Here is a 19,843-nt window from a genome sequence, read left to right as displayed (position 1 = left end):
CCTAGCATTACAAAACTTAATAGACTTCTTCGGAAACTCGCTCCAGAGAGAGAAGAAGTTTAATGCATCATACACTAGAGTAATTACCACGGGAATGCACCATTAGGATGATAAAAAAATTTTAAATTTCAGTTAGGTTAACCACCATTAAGGAGATATAAAAATCAGGCCATTTCAATTAATGGCTCCCCTGTTTTTCCTGTGATATACTTAAAAAAATGAATCTGAACCACTCTTAATCAACAGCATACTCTTACATTATGGAAAAACACCCTAAGTCACTAAGTATCTTTTTTGCCACGGAAATGTGGGAACGCTATGGTTTTTATGTTGTTCAATCTTTATTAGCGCTCTATTTAGCATTGCATTTCAAATGGCCTGACAAACAAATCTATGCTTTAGTTGGCTCGTTTACTGCACTCACTTACCTTTCTCCTCTGGTTGGTGGTTGGATTGCAGACAAATTGATAGGACAAAAAAGAGCTATTTTGTTAGGAGCAGTTGTTCTTTTTATTAGTTATTGCCTCTTGTCTCTTGTAGACAGCAATTTTGCTCTTACTTCCTCACTTGCCGGTATCGCTGTTGGTACAGGATTATTAAAACCGAATATTTCCTCGCTACTAGGCAATGAATACCTTTCAGGATCGGCGCGTCGCGAAAGTGGATTTACCATATTTTACATGGGAATTACCACGGGCATTATCTTGGGTACCACTTTGCCTAGCCAATTAAGTGAGCATTTTGGATGGGCTTCTTCCTTTTATAGTGCAGCCCTAGGCATGGTTATAGCTTTTGCAGTATTTTTATTTGGAATGATCAAATTTAAAATAAAGGATTATAATCCTTTTGTTTTTGAATATAAAAAAATCTTTCTTGCTTTTGGACTAATGGCCTTACTTTGGACTCTTTCCTTTTATGTATTGAGTTTACCCCAATTAGCCAATCTGGTCTTCGGCTTAGTGGTACTATTTTCTGCTAGCTATGTTTTATACTCTGTCAATAAAGAAGGTGCTAATCAATCTCGACAAACACTAGTTATTGGCTTGTTATGCATCATTTCCGTTATGTTCTGGTCATTTTACTTTCAGATGTTTATGTCTTTGACTCTTTTTATTTCTCGAGTCGTGCAGCCAACATTCCTTGGTATCCAATTTCCACCACCTTATTACATTACAATACAAAGTATAGGTATGTTAGTTATTGGCTTTATTCTGTCACGTAAATACCCAAGGCAAACTCTAATTGAACGCGGCTTAAGTACTGGAAAGAAGTTTCTACTGGCTATGTTATTTATCACCATTGCTTATGGAATTATCGCTTTGGTAAGCGCCGTTGTTAGCAAAACTGTTTTAATTTCGCCGTTACTCATTATTCCAGCCTATCTTCTGATTTCACTGGCCGAATTGCTTTTATCTCCTGTTGGTTTATCAGCTATTACTATTCTTGCGGATAAAAATAAAGTAAGCACCATGATGGGAATCTTTTTTGTATCCTTAGGCATAGGAGGCTTTTTGTCAGGGAAATTAGCAGCATTAACCGCTATTCCACCTGGAGAAACCGATCTGAGTATTTTAAAAACTCTTTATGCCAGTGCGTTCTCTCAGCAACTAGGAATTCTTTTCATTGCTACACTGATATGTCTAGTTCTATTTGCAGTAATTAAATTTTTATTAACAAAAGTACAGGTTGTTGAAGAATAGAATTTAAATTATATAGATAAAAGATTATTGCGATATATGAGCCCAAAATATAATTAGCTCTTTTTATATAAAGCAATTACTGATATCATTTGCCGCTTTTTGATAGAAGATTACTTTATTTATGCTAGAACAAAACACAATGTTAAACAAACTTCTTAACTCATTAGAAGACATGCAAGCTATAGACGTCAAAGTGCTTGATGTCCGTCAACAGACAACAATCACCGATTATATGGTTATTGCCTCTGGACGCGCATCACGACATGTGAAAGCTATTGCTGAAAAAGCGATGGAAGACATGAAGCACGCGGGGTTGCCTCCATTAAGCTCTACTGGCATAGATAATGGAGATTGGGCATTGATAGACTTTGGTGACTTTATATTGCATGTCATGCAAGCAGAAAGTAGACAATTCTATAATCTTGAAGGCTTATGGGAAGAACACCCCAAAGTTTAAACAACCTATGTTGAAAATTACAGTAATTACTTTGGGCAATAAAATGCCTGATTGGGTAACCAAAGGTTCTAATGATTATGCCAAGCGTTTTAATGATGGCATTCAATTAAAAATCATCGAAATTCCTTTGATTCGCCGCAGTAAATCATCAGATCTAAATCGCATTTTAGAAAAGGAATCCGCTTTAATAAAAGAAGCACTGCCTAGTGGGGCTCGACTTATTGCCTTAGAGATAGAGGGTAAATCCTTTAGTAGCGAAGAACTGGCTCATAAAATAACCCAACTACAACAAATCTCCAGTCATTTTTGTTTTCTAATAGGTGGTCCTGAAGGGCTATCCTCCGAAATTGTTAATCTCTGCGATGAGCGCTGGTCCTTATCAAAACTTACCCTACCTCATCCTCTTGTACGCATTATTTTGCTGGAAACCTTATACAGAGCCTGGTCGATTATTAATAATCACCCCTATCATAAATAGTTTAAATTGTTATTAGGTCATAAGAACCCTGCCAACTCGCAAGATCGTGTCGACAAGGACTGTATGCCAAAAGGCTTTCGCAAACCTTCGAAGCGCATGGATGGCTTTATGCGTGTTTGTGGAAGCCTTCTGGCAGATAAACCTTGCTGACACTAAATTTTTTAGGCAAGAATTTCTAATAACTGACAATGATATTGGTAAAAAAAATTATTTTAGGGTACTATTCATCTCTTTGTTACGTCATCTAAAATGATTATTGTATGCAATGCGCCTAAATCAATCTTTCAATAATTATCGTTCAGAATCACAGAATCAACGTTTTAGGCTCAATCTTCTTGTAGCTATACTTATTATTTTATCTCTCATTTTAGTTCTCAGATTAGCGTTTTTGCAGATATCAGAATTCAAACGATATCAGACTCTATCTTTAAAAAACCAGATGAGTATTATTCCTATAGCACCACCTAGAGGGGTTATTCTCGATAGAAATGGAGTCTTGCTCGCGGAAAATATCCCGGTGTATGTCTTGGAGATCATTCCAGAGCATGTGAAGGATATCAAAACTACTTTAGCTAAATTACAAGAATTGATTCCTTCCATTACTGATGACGATATAGACAACTTTAAGCGTGTTCGTTCACAAAATCGCTCTTTTGTACCTATTCCTATAAAATTAAAACTAAGCCAAGAAGAAGTCGCTATTTTTGCTATTAACCAGTATCGCTTTCCTGGAGTTAGCATCAAAGCTAGGCTAATGCGCCATTATCCTTTAGGCGAAATGACCGCTCATGTATTAGGTTATGTTGGCAGAATTAATATACAAGAACTAAAAAATGTAGACCCCACCAACTATCGCGGCACCAATTTCATTGGTAAAGCTGGAGTAGAAAAATACTATGAAGATATTCTGCATGGTAAAGTAGGCTATCAAATGGTAGAAACTGATGTCAGTGGCCGTACACTTAGAGTAGTCAATAAAATTAATCCTCGTTCAGGTGCAAAACTGTATTTAAGCATAGATACCCGATTGCAAAAAGCAGCTTATGATGCTTTAAAAGATAAACGTGGGGCGGTTGTGGTCATTAACTCACATAATGGAGAGATTTTAGCTATGGTAAGCTCTCCAAGTTTCGATCCTAATATTTTCGTTGGTGGAGTTAGCTCTAAAGATTACAAAATTTTATCTAATGCGCTGCAAAGACCACTTTTTAACAGAGCAGTAAGAGGCGTCTACCCACCTGCATCTACTATCAAACCTTTTGTTGGTTTAGCCGGATTGGATAAAGGCTTTGTCACGATAGATACCGCAATTTATGATCCAGGTAAATTTAAATTACCTACGTCCAGCCATCTCTTTAGAGATTGGAAAAAAACAGGTCATGGAATGATTAATTTTAAACGGGCAATTACGGTGTCTTGCGATACTTATTTTTATCAATTAGGCCATAAAATGGGAATTTCTAACATTGAAGACATGTTAGTAAAATTTGGTTTAGGCCAATTAAGCCATATAGATCTTTATGAGGAGGCTAATGGTATAGTACCTAGCTCTCGCTGGAAAAGACAAGCTAAAGGCGTTTCCTGGTATCCAGGAGATACTTTAATCACCTCTATAGGTCAAGGTTTTATGCTCGCAACCCCATTGCAAATGGCTAATGCTACTGCTTCATTAAGTCAGCGTGGGCAACGCTTTAGACCCCATTTATTAAGTAAGACCGTCAATAGTGATAATGAGGAAATTGAAGAATATAAGCCTGTAGAAGAATACCCTGTCTATCTAAAAGATGAAGACAACTGGGATATAGTTGCTGATGCTATGCATAACGTATTAACGAGTAATGAAGGTACTGGTTATAGATTTGGTCGCAATCCCCCCTACCCAGTTGCAGGTAAAACTGGTACAGCTCAAGTGCATAGTGGTAGACAATATGAAAAAGCAAAATATGAAGACATACCGGAAGCTCTTCGTGATAATTCGCTATTTATTGCATTTACACCGGTAAAAAAACCAGAAATAGCTATTGCGGTTGTTGTTGAAAATGATGTAAGTGCTTCAACAGTGGCACGCAAAGTTCTAGATGCTTATTATCAACTTTATCCAATGAAAATACCCAATGAATAGAAGACATACTAAACCAGTTTATCGTTTTACAGCAAAATCCCTGCATGTAGATCTTCCTCTATTGGGATTATTACTTATTTTGATCACCTTTGGCCTTCTCATTTTATACAGTGCTTCAAATGCCAACATGGGAATGATATTACGACAGTCGATGAGGTTGGTTATTGCAACATTTATTATGCTTATCTTGGGTTTTATCCCCCCACATAAATATAAAATTTGGACTCCTTGGATATACGGTATAGGCTTAACATTGCTAATTGCAGTAATGTTAATGGGTAAAATCGGTAAAGGGGCGCAACGCTGGCTAGAACTTGGTTTATTTCGCTTTCAACCATCGGAAATAATGAAACTCGCCGTTCCCATGATGGCAGCCTGGTTTTTTGACCGCCAAGCCCGCCCCAGCAGCCTTAAATCAATTTGTATGGCAGGATTAATTATCTTTATTCCCGCCCTATTGATTGCGAAACAACCTGATTTAGGCACAGCAATCATGGTGAGTGCGGCAGGGTTATGTGTCGTATTTTTAGCAGGTATCCGTTTTAAAGTCATTCTATTAATCTTGATTCTCTTGGGCTCATCCGTTCCAGTGGTTTGGCATCTAATGCATGATTATCAAAAGCAAAGGGTATATACCTTACTTGATCCAGAGCAAGATCCGCTTGGTTCTGGTTATCATATCATTCAGTCAAAAATCGCCATAGGTTCTGGCGGATTGATCGGTAAAGGATGGCAACAAGGAAGTCAATCCCATTTAAATTTTTTACCTGAACATGCAACTGATTTTATTTTTGCGGTTAGTGGAGAGGAATTTGGCTTTGCAGGCGGCTTTGCCATCATTGCACTTATAGTATTAATCTCTCTAAGGAGTTTAAATATAGCCAGCAATGCACAGACGACCTTTACTCGTCTTCTTGCAGCGAGCTTAGCCATGTCATTTTTCCTATCAGGTTTTGTTAACATTGGCATGGTTATGGGGATTATTCCTGTTGTTGGTATTCCATTACCCTTGGTCAGCTATGGCGGTACAGCCATGGTTACTTTTTTAGCCAGTTTCGGCATTTTAATGTCCATAAGCTCTCACAGGATCTTGTTTAATAGTCTCCGTTAATAGTACGCAGAGATTCAGACACGTGGCCTGGTTGCTTGCAACCAGGCCAGCACTTTGCATAAAACGCAAACAAACTATATCTTAGTCGCAAAAGAAGAACACTTACAGTAAAGCAGCTACTGGAGCATAACTTCGTCTATGAATAGGGCAAGGGCCAAGACGCACTAGTGCCTCTCTATGTTCTACAGTAGGATAGCCCTTGTGACCTGCAAACCCATATCCTGGGTAAATTTTATCGAACTCATCCATTTCCTCATCCCGAAGAACTTTTGCTAATATGGATGCGGCACTTATTGCAGGAACTAAACTATCTCCTTTGACTATAGCCTCACAAGGCATACTTAGTTTTGGAACATGTAAACCATCGATTTTCACAGCATCAGGCTTTATAAGTAGCGAGTCAACTGCTCGTTTCATTGCCAAAAGTGTTGCATGATGAATATTTAATTGATCAATTTCCTCTACTTCAGCCCGACCATATGCGTAAGCTAATGCTTCTTCCTTAATTCGCAAAGAAAGTAGCTTGCGATTTTTGGCACTTAACTTTTTAGAATCACAAATTCCAGCAATTGGCTCTTTTAAAATAACTGCGGCGGTAACGACAGCGCCAGCTAAAGGCCCTCGCCCTACCTCATCGACTCCAGCGATTAGAATTAAATTGTCACATGCCATCTCATATTTCCATACTAAAAATTAGTTGCTGTATTTTACTAAAAATGATGAAAAAGGCACGCTCTTTAAATAGACCACATTTATGCAAATAAAATTTACAAAGTACTATACAATAATCCCCATATAAAATTGATTTATCATTTAAGAAATGCGATCATGCGTACAAATTATTATCAAATGATGTCTATGAATAAAATTCGATGTGCAGTAATTGGTATCGGCTATTTAGGTCGATTTCACGCCCAAAAATACCAACTAATTCCTAACGCCGAGTTAGTTGCAGTTTGTGATGTTAACCCTGAACTATGTGAAGCAGTATCTCAGGAGCTAAAAGTCCCTGCCTACCTAGATTACCAGGACTTATTCGGTAAGGTTGATGCAGTGAGCATTGCAGCAACTACCAATAAGCATTACCAAATCGCAAAGGCGTGTCTGGAACAAGGCATACATGTGCTCATTGAAAAACCTATTACGGAAACAACAGCTCAAGCAGAAGAACTAATTCAATTAGCTAAAAAACATAATGCTAAATTGCAAGTAGGACATCTAGAGCGATTTAATGCAGCACATCTAGCATTAGAATCTCATTTAGACTCCCCGTTATTTATTGAATCAGAGCGTCTTGCCCCATTTAATCCCCGAGGAACAGATGTTAATGTTATATTGGATCTTATGATTCATGACATAGATATTATTCAAAATATGGTTAAAAGCCCTATCCTCTCTATAGAAGCGCAAGGAACACCGGTACTGACTAAAGCAATTGATATAGCAAACGCACGGATTACCTTTGCCAACCGCTGCGTTGCTAATGTAACTGCCAGCCGAATCAGTTTTAAAACCGAGCGCAAAACGAGAATATTTCAAAGCAACTCGTATATTTCTATCGATTACCATAATAAGCAATTGGCCATCTTTAAAAAGAGTGATGAAGAAATGTTTCCCGGGATCCCCGCAATTACAAGAGACCAAAAAGAATTTGATAAAGGTGATGCCTTATTGGAAGAGATAAAAGCCTTTTTGCAATGCATAGAAAATGATACAACTCCTCTTGTTACTGGTGAAGAAGGAAAATATGCTTTAGAAACTGCAGAAAAAATTACTTCACTAATCAACAATAATCTCACTGAGCATTATGCATAAAGCTAAAAAAATAGTCATTATAGCTGGTGAAGAGTCAGGTGATATTCATGCCGCAGCTCTTATTAAACAGCTAAAAACACGCTTTCATGATATAGAAATTAGCGGCATTGGTGGCAAACACATGCAAGATGCTGGCGCCACCTTAGTCTATAATCTTGCACGCTATGGTGTCACTGGACTTACTGAAGTCGTTCGTTTTTTGAGGATACTTCGTAAGGCTTTTTTAGCAATTAAAAACCATTTAAAGACAGAAAAACCCGACTTACTTATTTTAGTTGATTATCCAGGATTTAACTTAAGGCTTGCAAAGTATGCTAAAAGAAAGTTGGGTATTAAAATTATTTATTACATCAGCCCACAAATATGGGCATGGAAAGGAAATCGCATCCATTTGATCAAAGAATGCGTTGATAAAATGGCGGTGATCTTGCCTTTTGAAAAGAAGATCTACGAAAAAGCTGGGGTTCCAGTCAGTTTCGTCGGCCATCCTCTAGTGGAAAAAATACCCTCTACGGTCAATTTATTGACTGCTAGAGAGAAGCTACATCTTCCTTCACAGAAGATGATTATTGCTCTATTACCTGGCAGTCGTAATAATGAAATCGAAAAGCATATGCCTATTCTGCAAGAAACAGCTGTATTATTGAATAAGCAATTGCCAGACATTCACTTTGTTCTTCCCATTGCAGGAACTATTAATGATCAGAAGATAAAAGCCTACTTTTCCAATGAAAATTTGTCTATCACCTATAGTCAAGGTAATGCCATTGATTGTATGACAGCAGCAGATTTTGTCATTGTCGCCTCAGGAACAGCATCGCTAGAATGTGCCCTACTAGAAAAACCCATGTGCATTATTTACAAGTCGTCCACTCTCACGTACATAGTGGCCATGTGGCTTATAAGAGTAAGGTTTTTAGGATTATGCAATCTTTTAGCTAATAAAATGATAGTCCCAGAATTTTTACAATATGATTGTAATGCCATTGAATTATCTCAATTTATTTTAAATTTTCATCATGATTCAAGTCAGCCACAAAAAATGATTAGCCAATTGACCAGTATCAAGGAATCATTATCAACAAATGAAGCAGACTGCACCCTATTTGATCTAATAGAGGCTGAGTTGTCCTAAATAACCGCATGTTTTTCATTATAAAATATAGATAATCATTTAGCCTTCATGTACAATTAATCTTGCTTTCATTTATAAGTGTAAGCAATTGGACTGTATGAGTTAATTAATAATAAGGAAGTTAAGATGAATGTCATTGAAACGCAAGCTACTGCTCAATCCGTTAAACAAGAACAAGGTTTACAGGATTTAGTATACAGTTTGGTAACTCGTTTTCTCGCTGAAAATAAATCCAAAAGTATTGATGATCTTTATGACATGATTTTGTCTGAAGTGGAGCCTCCTTTACTGCAAGCCGTAATGGAAAAACGTCGTGGAAATCAATTACAGGCTGCCAAGATGCTCGGTATTAGTCGTGGAACAATAAGAAAGAAACTACAAAAATATTTCGGTACTAAATACTTTCGTTTAACTGATGAATAAGTTAAACCTTATAAAAAAGGCTCGGCTATCGAGCCTTTTTTTTGCATACACGATCTTATCGATTCATGTAAATCATATCATCACAACCATCTCTCCTAAAGAACCGTTGTAGGTCAGGCACCAAATTGTCCGGCGTTGTTGTCCGCTAAAAAGCTTTAGTGCAAGTATTGCTCCTCTCTCGATGCTTAAAATGTAAAGAATGTTAGGAAATTGAAAACAATATGTACCAATTATATAAACAATGTTAAAAACCGGGCTTTTAAAACTATTTTCCTAGGAGAAGGATATATGAAGCCTACTATTTTCTTTACAGATCCAGCTAAAGATGGTGATGATTTACTAGCCACCGTTCACCTGATATTACAAGCCAAAGCCGCCGGCGTCATTGCCCCTGATACACCAATCAAACTAGTTACTACCGATGAAATCCGTTGCAATGAGAAAGGCGAGCAGGATCCGCGAGGAAAATATGGTTTACGTGCACTGTATCTCAACATGCACTTAGAGAAAATACGTCAACAATTAGCATTACCCAATAATGTGTTCCCTGAAATTATTCCTGGCCCTTTAAGCACTTATTACACATACAACCAGGAAAAGGGAAAGTACTACAATAGCGCATCCGAAAGTGATGCATTTTACGCAAATGAAGAAGTAGAACTCTACTATAGTACCCAAAAAGTACCAGAATCCTGCTCATTAAATCTTAAAAAGCCTAACGCTTGGATTAAATTAATAAAAGATATGGCTCCAGATGGCGCAACATTAATAAGTATTGCTGCATTTAATGGTGTTAGCGATTTTATAGCCCAGGTTAAAAAGAAAGATCGCTCTAAATTTAGTTTACTAGCAATGGGATATAATGCCCCCTACTCTAATAATGATGAATATACAGCGAAAGTAAGAAGTCCTAATACTTTACCCTATAATGCTCGTAGCACAACTCCCCAAAAAGCAGTGCATTCAATCAATGCCATGATGACAGTTGATGATAGCCTGCATGTAGTATCAGGAACTACTCGTTTGCTTCCCAAATATGACCAAAGCTCATGGCTCTCCAGCTTCATGGAAATTATGGCACGCGCCTATCTATTATTGTCCGCAAGCTATTCTACAAACTTGTTATCTGGAGCAGTTAATTTCATCAAGAGCTCAAAATATAAAGCATTTTGGCCTCACGATGTTGTACCTTCGTTGATGATGGTTATAGCTCAAGGCAATTGGGAAAGTCTAGGTTTACCTCCACTAAAAAAAGAAATGCTATTTGCACAAATAGAAAAAGTACCCGCGTCACAACTGCATATGCGAATGGTCAATGATACTGGGGTATTAATCGATTCAACCATTCCGCATGAAGAAAACGATAAGACTATAGGCGCTGACTCTCAATTTTTTACTTATGGTAAAGAATTAGATGTTGTATTTTTCACTTCACTCTTACATTTCATTGCACTACAAGCGCTGCCAAATGAAGAAAAAGAGGCAAAAAAAAATCTCCTAATGTGCTACAAGACCATTTTGGAATTAAAAAGCCGTTTGTATCATTTAAAGCAAAACCAAGAGACTAGTAAAATAGAGAGTACCAATTTAGAGCAACAAATTAAGTCGGCTTGGGCTACTGCTTGTTTTAGCGAATTACAACAACAGTTATCCCTGATAGCACAAGGCAATCCAAGCAATGATGCACAATACGTTCTTGGTTCGCACTCCACTTCATTCGGATTAGCTAAATTGACCGCAGAACAAGCGAAATCACTGAGCGCCTTGATAGCATCGATACTTGAATGGACTAATGCAAAAGATATAAATAAAGCATTACTTGATGAAAATTTACTGAAATGGATCAACGCAATTTCAGAATACATGTTAGTTACTAAAAAACCACTAACTGAAGCCACACTTACTGATCTTCGTACAGCCTTAGACAAAATACCTCAGCCAGCAACTCTTGCGCCATTGACAGCAGCATTATTTTATAGGTTACGAGAACAACTCATGCCTTCTGACAATGCTGTCAATTTACTAAAACAAAAAGGCAACCTTGGACTGGAGTTCAAAAGAACTGGTAACAGTTTAATTTATGCTGAATTAAGTCTTGGTGGTAATTTATCCATTCCATTTCCTAAAGGAGTTAGTGGTATATCAGAAGGCTATAGAAACCTTTTAACATTAAAAAATCATTCAGAAACCAATAAACTTGCGTTTAGACTTCATTTGGCCATCCATGATGCAGGTAAAGGTGATGTCATTAAAAATGATGTAAAACTAAATCATGATGGAACGTATTTTGTACGTCTTCCTGATAATACTTATTATCAATTAAATGCCGGGCAAATAAAATTAAGCGATGAAATGCAACTTCAAGCTGCTGCAGAACCCGTAGATCATGATGCCGCATTAGATATATACAGCTTTGTAGGCAGCAAGATCCAGAAATGCTCTCCAACTGAATTTTTGATATGGGGGCAAACTGCGCCAGAACATGTAGATAAAGAAGCTATTCGCATTTGTGATGAGCTTATTCCATTATGTAATGAAATGAATATAGCTCAAGTTATTCAGGGTGAAATACCCTTTGATGGTATTAAAAAAGGATTGGATCTATTTTTTGCAGCATACAAAAAAGATCCTAAAATGGCAGAGTTAGTATTTGCCCACCATTGTTTTGATATTTATGGTGCAGCGCCATTAGACTCATTTGAAAGCATTAGCGCAGGACAACCAGAAGTCCAATTAAAGATAGAGTTATTGTATAAGACCCTCTTATCCGTAGCGCAAGATAAAGAAAATCTTGAGCCTAGTAAGACAGCATTCCAACTTTATCGTCAGCGATTAGCTAAAGCGGTTCCAGAAATACTTCATACAGAAGAGAATACTGAGAAGGCACAAAGAGTTATTGCAATTACTCGTGTTGCTCAGATGTTACGTTGTCATTTATTCAAGGTAAAAACTGACGCAAACAGCGTGCAGAAGTCAATTGCTGATGATGGTGAATATGAGCAAAGAACAAAGCTTTTTGTTGCAAGTGTTAATGAAGCATTTAATCAACTTGCGGCAGAAGAACAACAACAATTAGTTGAAGTTCTCAACCGTAATGATAGTACAGAAGGCAAACCAGCAATAATGGTGATGTATGGCCCCAAATTGCTATTAACAGCAGTTACTGGTACTGAATTTGCTCCTAAAGACCCAGAGGAGCAAGCAGTAATAGTAGATCGCCTAATCCCAATACTTAAGCTTTATGTAAAATTATACAACTTACAAGCCTTGGGCTCGTCTCAATACAGTGCAATAGAAATTGGAGAGTTAGCACAGATTCTTGAACGAACCTTTACTTATTACAAAGAAGCCAATAAAGAACAGAAAGAAGACTTTACTAATTTCTTATTGATGTTACAAAAAATAAGTAAAGAGCAAAAAAACAATAAAGTTAAAGAGTTTCTTGAAAAGCTACCTTCACTTGCTGAAATGAAAAATAAATCAGCACAAGAACAATTGCTATGTATTCAAGAAGCATTAAAAGCAGTTAACGTTGCCTTGGATTTCCCTACGACCCATGCCGAAGTGAAATCAGAAGTAAAACAAGAGTTAGAACCTCATCAGGATATTTTGAAAAAAATACGTGATAACAAAAATGTTCTTACTAAATACGCGCTACAAGAACTTTTAATAAAAGAAGTGCAACAAGTAAGTTTAACACTTAACCAATACGTTGAATTGTATGATGGCACTAAAGGCATTGAGGAATTAAATACTCACACAAACCCTTCTTGGGACCGTTTTTTTGGCATTCACAACACCGCTTCGTGGAGTAATACATTAAAAACGATAAGAGAGAATGCTCTAAATAAGCTATTGAAACAATTGGATGAAATGAATAACGATGAAGAAAAATTAGCGCTATTAGAGGATGCGAAGAAATTACCTCTATTCTGTGAACACCGTAATAATTTCATTATACAAGGCGCTTGGGGTAGAACTCATAGTGTAAAACTCATAGAAGAAAAAGAGGATGAAATTCGACAGCATTCTTTAAGTTTGTCGTAATAACAAGCCAACATCTACGCTCCCGTATTACGCTATGCTAATACGGGTTACGTATAAAAGCTTAAGTTCATTCACGGGGTATACTTGAATTTAGGTGGGAAACCACTTCTGGAATGCCGCGCACAACTGTCGCGGCACGTAGGGAAATAAAAAACAGAATATAATTCAGTCTAAAGGATCTATCAGTAAATCACGAGGAAACTAGTAATTTGTTTACTCGATTAACAAAATCTGCTGGATTATCCAATTGACCGCCCTCTGCTAGAACCGCTTGTTCAAATAGCATGGTAACCCATAATTCAAATTGAGTATCATCCTGAATATCATGTAGGCGTTTTATTAATACATGTTCAGGATTAATTTCAAATATAGGCTTACTTACCGGTACTTGCTGTCCTGCTGCTTGCAAAATGCGTTGCATTTCTAGCCCCATATCTTGCTCATCAGCAATAATACATGCGGGAGAATCGGTCAATCTATTAGTGATTAATACATCTTTCACACGCTCATTAAGTACTGTTTTAATATGATTGATTAAAGGCTCTAAAGTTTTTTCTTTTTCCTTAATTTCCTCTGTAGGCTCATCTCCTAACTCAATTTTTCCTTTAGAAATAGATTGCAGTTTTTTACCTGCAAACTCATTCATATAACCTACTAACCACTCATCAACTTTGTCGCTAAGTAATAATACTTCTATACCCTTTTTATTAAAGATTTCTAAATGAGGGCTATGTTTGGCTGCATTATAACTAGAAGCAGTGATGTAATATATTTTATCTTGTCCCTCTTTCATCCGACCTACATATTCTTCCAGGGTCACTTCCTGCTTATCTGAGCCATTCACGGTAGTAGCAAAACGAAGCAATTTAGCTATTGTTTCTTTATTAGCAAAGTCTTCAATAGGGCCTTCTTTAAGTACCAATCCAAATTCATTCCAAAATTTTTGATAATTTTCTTTATCATTAGTGCTCATTTTTTCCAGCATCGATAATACACGCTTAGTACAAGCTGAGCGTATGCTTTCTACTTGTTTATTATCTTGTAAGATTTCGCGTGATACATTGAGCGGTAAATCACTGGCATCAACAATACCTTTAACAAAGCGTAGATATCTTGGTAAAAATTGAGTTGCATCATCCATAATAAAGACACGTTTTACATAGAGTTTCAAACCATGCTTTACTTCCTGTTGCCACATATCATAGGGAGCATGAGAAGGAATATACAATAAAGTAACGTACTCATGTTTCCCTTCAACATGGTTATGTGACCAAGTAAGAGGATCGAGATAATCGTGAGAAATATGCTTATAAAGTAATTTATAATCTTCATCACTAATATCAGATTTTTGCATAGTCCATAATGCAGTTGCCTTATTTACTGTCTCGAATTCATCTAATTGTTTACCCTCTTCTGATTTCTTTTTCATCACTATGGGCCAACAAATATGATCTGAATATTTACTGATAATGCTACGAATACGCCAATCACTTAAAAACTCGTCATCACCTTCTTTTATGTGCAAGGTAATTTCTGTACCACGAGTGCTTTTTGTTTCATTACCAATAGTAAATTCACCGGAACCGTTAGACTCCCAAACAATTCCCTCTTCAGGCTTCAATCCAGCACGGCGACTTTTTACTGTTACTTTATCTGCGACAATAAATGCAGAATAAAAACCAACACCAAATTGACCAATAAGTTGTGAATCTTTAGCATTTTCGCCTGATAATTGACTGATAAATTCTTTAGTTCCAGATTTTGCAATAGTACCCAAGTTTTCTACCGCTTCATCCCAACTCATTCCAATACCATTATCGGAAATGGTAATCGTTTTAAGTTTTTCATTACTTTGGATAGTAATTTTCAAATCAGAATCATTTTCGAAAAGAGAGCCATTTGATAAAGCTAAAAAACGCAACTTATCTAAGGCATCCGAGGCATTGGAAATTAACTCTCTTAAGAAAATTTCTTTATTGCTATAAAGAGAATGCACTACTAAATGAAGCATTTGCTTTACTTCAGTTTGAAAACCCATTGTTTGTTGCTTATTAGCCATTAACTAATCTCCTGTTATACGTTTAGATCTCTAGCCCTATTTGCAGATTTTTTTTGAGTGTTACGTTGTTAGAGTTTCAGTCGTATTAATTTACTTGTAGGTAAACCTTACTCCACGAAACACGTACGTCTTGCACTCGAAAAAAAACAGCTCATTACACTAGCGATCTATTTTTCTACTTTCAAATTTATTTAAAACATATGAGGTTCCTTTATTGAATTTCAAGGGGGTAAAAAGGAATAAATTCAAGAATCTTAAACGTTATGAGAAAAAACTGTTCGCGAATCAGACTCTATAACCTCTATATTATCCAACGAACTTTTTACTTGACTTGGTAATAAAGAAAAAAAGGTTATCCGACTACATAATGAGTGAGGATAATATAGGTAATACTCTAGTCGTATGTATAATGACGAGGTTGGTTTTGGGACCACCAAACTTACCTCACGTCATCCCCTTGATCACAGGTCAATAGCCTATATAATCCTAGTTACAAATTCAAATCAATGATTGGGTGAAAGCTCAACCATTGCTAGGCTAAAGGATACCAATGTTTCGATCAATCTTAATAATTGCGCTAATGACTTTTAGCATTATCACTCAAGCAGCCCTGCCTGTTGATCCAATCCAGCACTGTTTAGATGTTAGAAGACTCGCGGACTTTACCACAAGACAGAAAATGGCCGCCAAAGAGCCCGGGGTATTACGCTTTAAATTCCATAAAATTTCACCTAAAGAATTACCGTTAGATAACGCTACGGGCAATATGGATGAAGTTATCAAGGCATTAAATAATCAGATTGAAAACTGTAATAAGAGCCGTGGTGAATTCCAGACAGTGACTATTGCTGGCCATAAATTCAAACGTCAAGAATGGTGCCTTAATACCAACAAAAAAATGCTCGCTCTCGCAAAAGCTGCCCATGGCAGTTTTCAAAAATATTTATCAAGCATCAAAGTCGAATTTGATTGGTATAAAAGCGATGGCTGGCCTGAAAATCATTCAGGATTTAGAAAAGGTGAGTTTCAATTTACGGCCTATTATGCGCCAGCGGCTGTTGAAGCTCGCACCAAAAATGAAGGATCATTTTTATATCCAATCTATAGTAACCCAGGGGTTGTAAATGTAGCCTCGGAATGCAAAAAACTTAATTTGAAATCACCTCTTTGCGGTGTTGACCCACTTACCAAAATGGCAAGAGGATTTTGTATGAAAAATGCTAATGGCACATACTCTGTAGTCCCAGACCGAGATGAAATTGATCGTGGAGCTTTAGATCCCAAATATGTAATTGGCTATGTTAAAGATGCTAATGACCCAGCTTTTTTAATGCTTGAGGGCTCAGGTTCATTAATCCTTGATGGCAAATTATTTCATATCAATTACGATGGCGCTAACGGCAGGCCACGCACCATGCTTGGTCGCATAGTCCAATGCGCACAGGACCCAACCTGTGGTGGTAATCTTGATAACATTGAACGTTGTGCTAAAGATCCTAAATGTCATGATGAAGCAAAGTTACGCTGTAACGTGTCTAAAGCAATTAGACAAAGCGCTGCGTCAGAAAAACTAATTCGTCGATATCTAGATAACCCTCTTAACCGCCCTAAAGCTGCCAACTTGCGCAATCGTGATCAAAGTTATGTGTTTTTTGCGAAAGAAGACGGAGGGCCATATGGTTCAGAAAATATTTCTCTAACGCCACATGCTTCATGCGCAACAGATCACAAGGTAATTCCTATTGGAATGAATATTATTTATAACTGCAAAAAGTCTACTTCATGGTGTGTGGCCCAAGACGCAGGTGGTGCCATTATGGGGGCTCATATTGACATCTATAAAGGTGAAGGTGACCAAGCTGGAGTAGAAGCAAATGAGATAAATCACACTGGCTCATTATTTGTGGCACTGCCAAAACGTAAATAAATCCATTGGTCGGGCAATTAGTTGCCCAATGGTGCTACCTTAAGAAAAGGAAGAAAAAATCGTAGCCCGTATTAGTGCAGCATAATACGGGAATACCCTAGCTCAGTGCACTGAAATCCCGGATTACGCTGCGCTCATCCAGGCTACAAAAACTTAAGGTAGCGCCATTGGGCAACTAATTGCCCGACCAATGTGTAACCTAGACCTTTTACATATCGAATTGTTCAAAAAAATTATGCTTTCTAGTGACTGTTCTAATAGGCATAAATTACAAGTCGAAGCCGGCCATGGTTAAGGTCCCGCCAGAATGAATAATCAGCACGTTACCTTGTAAATGATTTACTGTAATGTAACTTCGAGTTTCATGAAACAACTTGGCCGCATAAATAGGGTCCGCTAAAATTCCCTCTTCTCTTGCCAATCGCTTGATTTCCTTTTTTATAGTTTGATTCACGGAACCAAAAGACTTTGCTGTGCTAGGATAAAAGCAACTATAATTTCCAGGATTCATCCCAATCCAATGCTTCAGTTTATCTTCAAATGTACTTTTATCATCTGCCAACAAAAGAACATAAACCATAGATTGATGATTAAATAAAGTTAGTCCTTTGATCAGTCCAGCAGCAGAAAAACCCGTTCCAGCATCAACAAATATATGCTGAAAATTACAGCCTAAGGTCTGTTCATTACGCATTATATCTGCAGCAAGACTCATTGCCCCATCTAATGCCTCTGGTACACTGGCCCCTTCGCTCAAAATAAATCCGGGCTCTTTTAAACGACTTAAATAATTAAAGGCTATCTCTTCAACGTTAGACCATTCTTCTCTATTGACCCAAATGATTTCTTGCTCATTTAAAAAAAGAAGACTCAATCTAAAATTGCCTTGAATCTCTAAGCTTCTTGGTCTGATTAAAAATGCAGTAACTTGTAAGTTAAACTCGCGCGCCATTTGTAACGCAGCAAGTAAATTATTTGATTGTGGACCTGCAATAATTAACAAATGACGAATACCTTTTTGTATTAGTGCGGGCATAAGGCTGGCATATTTCCGCATCTTAGATCCACTAATACCACAGCCTAACTCATCATCTCTTTTCGCATAACAGATCACTCCTTCATTGGGAAAATGATTGAGTTTATGGACACGACTAGACAAATTCCACATTGGCTTCCTTCACTTTTTAACTCATTAGCCTCTAATAAAATTCAATTGGTTGTCTGTGGAAGACTCTATACTGAGTTGATAATCAAGTTCATTAAATTCTTTAAGTTGTTCCAAGTTATCAATCCGATTTTGCATAATAAATTTTGCCATCACCCCTCTTGCCTTTTTAGCCAGAATACCAATCATTTTAATTTCATTATTTTTGCGTTCATAGAAATTAATGGTAATCACGGGATATTTAATTTTCTTCAAATCAACAACTTTGAAATATTCAGTAGATGCCAGATTAATAAGTAAAGGATTGTCATGTAGTTCTAACTGTTGATTTAAGAGTTTCGTCACTGGTTCAGACCAAAAAGCATAAAGACTATTGCCGTAAGGATTAGTTAAACGCACACCCATCTCAAGTCTGTAAGGCTGAATCATATCAAGAGGTTTTAAAAAACCATATAAACCAGATAAAATTCCTAAATGAGACTGAGCATATTCAATGTCACCAGAAGTCCAACTAGCAGCTTGTAATCCCTGATAGACATCTCCTTGAAAGAGCAATAAAGCAGGATAAGAATGAGTATCATCATTTTCTTTCATAGAAAATTGCTGATATCTATCATAGTTCAAATTCGCTAATTCTTTAGATAAATTCATTAAATCAGCAATTTGCTCCGCAGATTTAGACTTCATAATCTTAGCTAACTTTATAGTTTTTTTTATTAATAAAGGATGTGATACATCACTTGAGTAAGGTTGAAAATTAGTTAATAATTTTTTTGCTGGAGATAACAAAGTTAACATAAAAAGTGCACCTAAATTAGCGTTAAGTTCGATATAAAAAGAGATAATACCCTACTATAGTTTAGTGTCCTGCGTTATGCCCCATTCCCACACGTGGTTGCTGCATATAGATCGTAATAGTGTCACTCGTTATAAGCACTTTACCATTAGCATTGACCACTTGGATGGCAATAGTATGAGAGCCCCTATACATGCCATTGAGTTCAAAAACTGTATTGGGTTGCGGATCACCGAGTGGTGATCCGTCATAGATCAATTGTAATTTATCACCATCAGCTAACTGTGGTTCCACCTCAACAGAAACAACAGTGTATCCTTGAGGATTACGAATTGTTGCTTGATTTGACGGTTCTCTAATCGCTACTTTAGTGTAAGAGTGCCCATTATCATCGATATTATCATGAGTGGCAGGAGCAATTTCCTGCTTAGGCGTTGGTGTTGGGGGTGAATAAGTTTGTGAATCAGGGATATCTATTTTTTCTGCGCCTTGATGAGGAGTATCACTAAAATGAACAACTCCTTGACTGTCAGTCCAAGTGTAAACTTGCGCAGAAGAAGCACAAGATACCACTAAGAAAAAAATACCCCATAAAAACTTATCCATTA

At 37.1% G+C, this 19,843-nt stretch carries 15 protein-coding genes; 10 read left to right on the top strand and 5 right to left on the bottom strand.

Annotation, left to right across the window (positions count from 1 at the left end):
• Positions 1 to 260: 260 nt before the first annotated feature.
• From LFA_RS05855 to rodA, 5 genes are all read left to right on the top strand, one after another.
• Positions 261 to 1,700, top strand: a complete 1,440-nt coding sequence (locus tag LFA_RS05855; protein WP_045095349.1) for a peptide MFS transporter — start codon at positions 261 to 263, stop codon at positions 1,698 to 1,700.
• Between the two features lie 121 nt (positions 1,701 to 1,821).
• Positions 1,822 to 2,157, top strand: coding sequence for a ribosome silencing factor (gene rsfS, locus LFA_RS05850; protein ID WP_045095348.1), 336 nt, complete (start codon positions 1,822 to 1,824; stop codon positions 2,155 to 2,157).
• Positions 2,158 to 2,164: 7 nt separating this feature from the next.
• A complete protein-coding gene (rlmH, locus tag LFA_RS05845) occupies positions 2,165 to 2,635 on the top strand; it encodes a 23S rRNA (pseudouridine(1915)-N(3))-methyltransferase RlmH (RefSeq protein WP_045095347.1) in 471 nt (156 codons plus the stop codon).
• Between the two features lie 265 nt (positions 2,636 to 2,900).
• The gene (gene mrdA / locus LFA_RS05840; protein WP_045095346.1) at positions 2,901 to 4,757 is read left to right on the top strand and encodes a penicillin-binding protein 2; all 1,857 of its coding nucleotides are present in this window, start codon (positions 2,901 to 2,903) and stop codon (positions 4,755 to 4,757) included.
• Positions 4,750 to 5,868, top strand: a complete 1,119-nt coding sequence (gene rodA / locus LFA_RS05835) for a rod shape-determining protein RodA (RefSeq protein WP_045095345.1) — start codon at positions 4,750 to 4,752, stop codon at positions 5,866 to 5,868. The genes mrdA and rodA overlap by 8 nt, the downstream gene beginning before the upstream one ends.
• A 102-nt stretch (positions 5,869 to 5,970) precedes the next feature.
• Here the strand turns inward: rodA and rnhB are convergent, their stop codons facing one another.
• Positions 5,971 to 6,540, bottom strand: a complete 570-nt coding sequence (gene rnhB, locus LFA_RS05830; RefSeq protein WP_045095344.1) for a ribonuclease HII — start codon at positions 6,538 to 6,540, stop codon at positions 5,971 to 5,973.
• A 186-nt stretch (positions 6,541 to 6,726) separates the two neighbouring features.
• On the opposite strand from rnhB, the gene LFA_RS05825 reads away from it, so the two are divergent.
• From LFA_RS05825 to LFA_RS05810, 4 genes are all read left to right on the top strand, one after another.
• Positions 6,727 to 7,683 carry a Gfo/Idh/MocA family protein gene (locus LFA_RS05825; protein WP_045097448.1) on the top strand — a complete coding sequence of 319 codons (957 nt, stop codon included), beginning with the start codon at positions 6,727 to 6,729 and terminating at the stop codon, positions 7,681 to 7,683.
• Complete coding sequence (gene lpxB / locus LFA_RS05820; RefSeq protein WP_045095343.1) at positions 7,676 to 8,818, top strand: lipid-A-disaccharide synthase; 1,143 nt, start codon at positions 7,676 to 7,678, stop codon at positions 8,816 to 8,818. The genes LFA_RS05825 and lpxB overlap by 8 nt, the downstream gene beginning before the upstream one ends.
• Before the next feature lie 126 nt (positions 8,819 to 8,944).
• Positions 8,945 to 9,241, top strand: coding sequence for a helix-turn-helix domain-containing protein (locus LFA_RS05815; protein ID WP_045095342.1), 297 nt, complete (start codon positions 8,945 to 8,947; stop codon positions 9,239 to 9,241).
• Positions 9,242 to 9,529: 288 nt separating this feature from the next.
• Positions 9,530 to 13,288 (top strand): hypothetical protein, encoded by a 3,759-nt coding sequence (locus tag LFA_RS05810; protein WP_052673868.1) that lies wholly within the window; start codon positions 9,530 to 9,532, stop codon positions 13,286 to 13,288.
• A gap of 190 nt (positions 13,289 to 13,478) precedes the next feature.
• On the opposite strand, the gene htpG is transcribed toward LFA_RS05810, so the two are convergent.
• The gene (gene htpG, locus LFA_RS05805) at positions 13,479 to 15,347 is read right to left on the bottom strand and encodes a molecular chaperone HtpG (RefSeq protein ID WP_045095341.1); all 1,869 of its coding nucleotides are present in this window, start codon (positions 15,345 to 15,347) and stop codon (positions 13,479 to 13,481) included.
• A 550-nt stretch (positions 15,348 to 15,897) separates the two neighbouring features.
• Here htpG and LFA_RS05800 point away from each other — a divergent pair.
• Complete coding sequence (locus tag LFA_RS05800; RefSeq protein ID WP_045095340.1) at positions 15,898 to 17,274, top strand: MltA domain-containing protein; 1,377 nt, start codon at positions 15,898 to 15,900, stop codon at positions 17,272 to 17,274.
• Positions 17,275 to 17,542: 268 nt separating this feature from the next.
• Here LFA_RS05800 and LFA_RS05795 read toward each other — a convergent pair whose 3' ends face one another.
• The 3 genes from LFA_RS05795 to LFA_RS05785 form a co-directional block, all read right to left on the bottom strand.
• On the bottom strand, positions 17,543 to 18,442 hold the full coding sequence (locus LFA_RS05795; RefSeq protein WP_045095339.1) for a pyridoxal-phosphate dependent enzyme: 900 nt from the start codon (positions 18,440 to 18,442) through the stop codon (positions 17,543 to 17,545).
• Positions 18,443 to 18,466: 24 nt separating this feature from the next.
• A complete protein-coding gene (gene yaaA / locus LFA_RS05790) occupies positions 18,467 to 19,237 on the bottom strand; it encodes a peroxide stress protein YaaA (RefSeq protein WP_045095338.1) in 771 nt (256 codons plus the stop codon).
• Positions 19,238 to 19,298: 61 nt separating this feature from the next.
• Positions 19,299 to 19,841 (bottom strand): DUF4124 domain-containing protein, encoded by a 543-nt coding sequence (locus LFA_RS05785; RefSeq protein WP_045095337.1) that lies wholly within the window; start codon positions 19,839 to 19,841, stop codon positions 19,299 to 19,301.
• Positions 19,842 to 19,843 lie beyond the last annotated feature (2 nt).

Source organism: Legionella fallonii LLAP-10 (assembly GCF_000953135.1).
Taxonomy (GTDB): domain Bacteria; phylum Pseudomonadota; class Gammaproteobacteria; order Legionellales; family Legionellaceae; genus Legionella; species Legionella fallonii.
The sequence above is the reverse complement of the archived record's forward strand: the minus strand, read 5'-3'. Positions and strand labels throughout refer to the sequence as shown.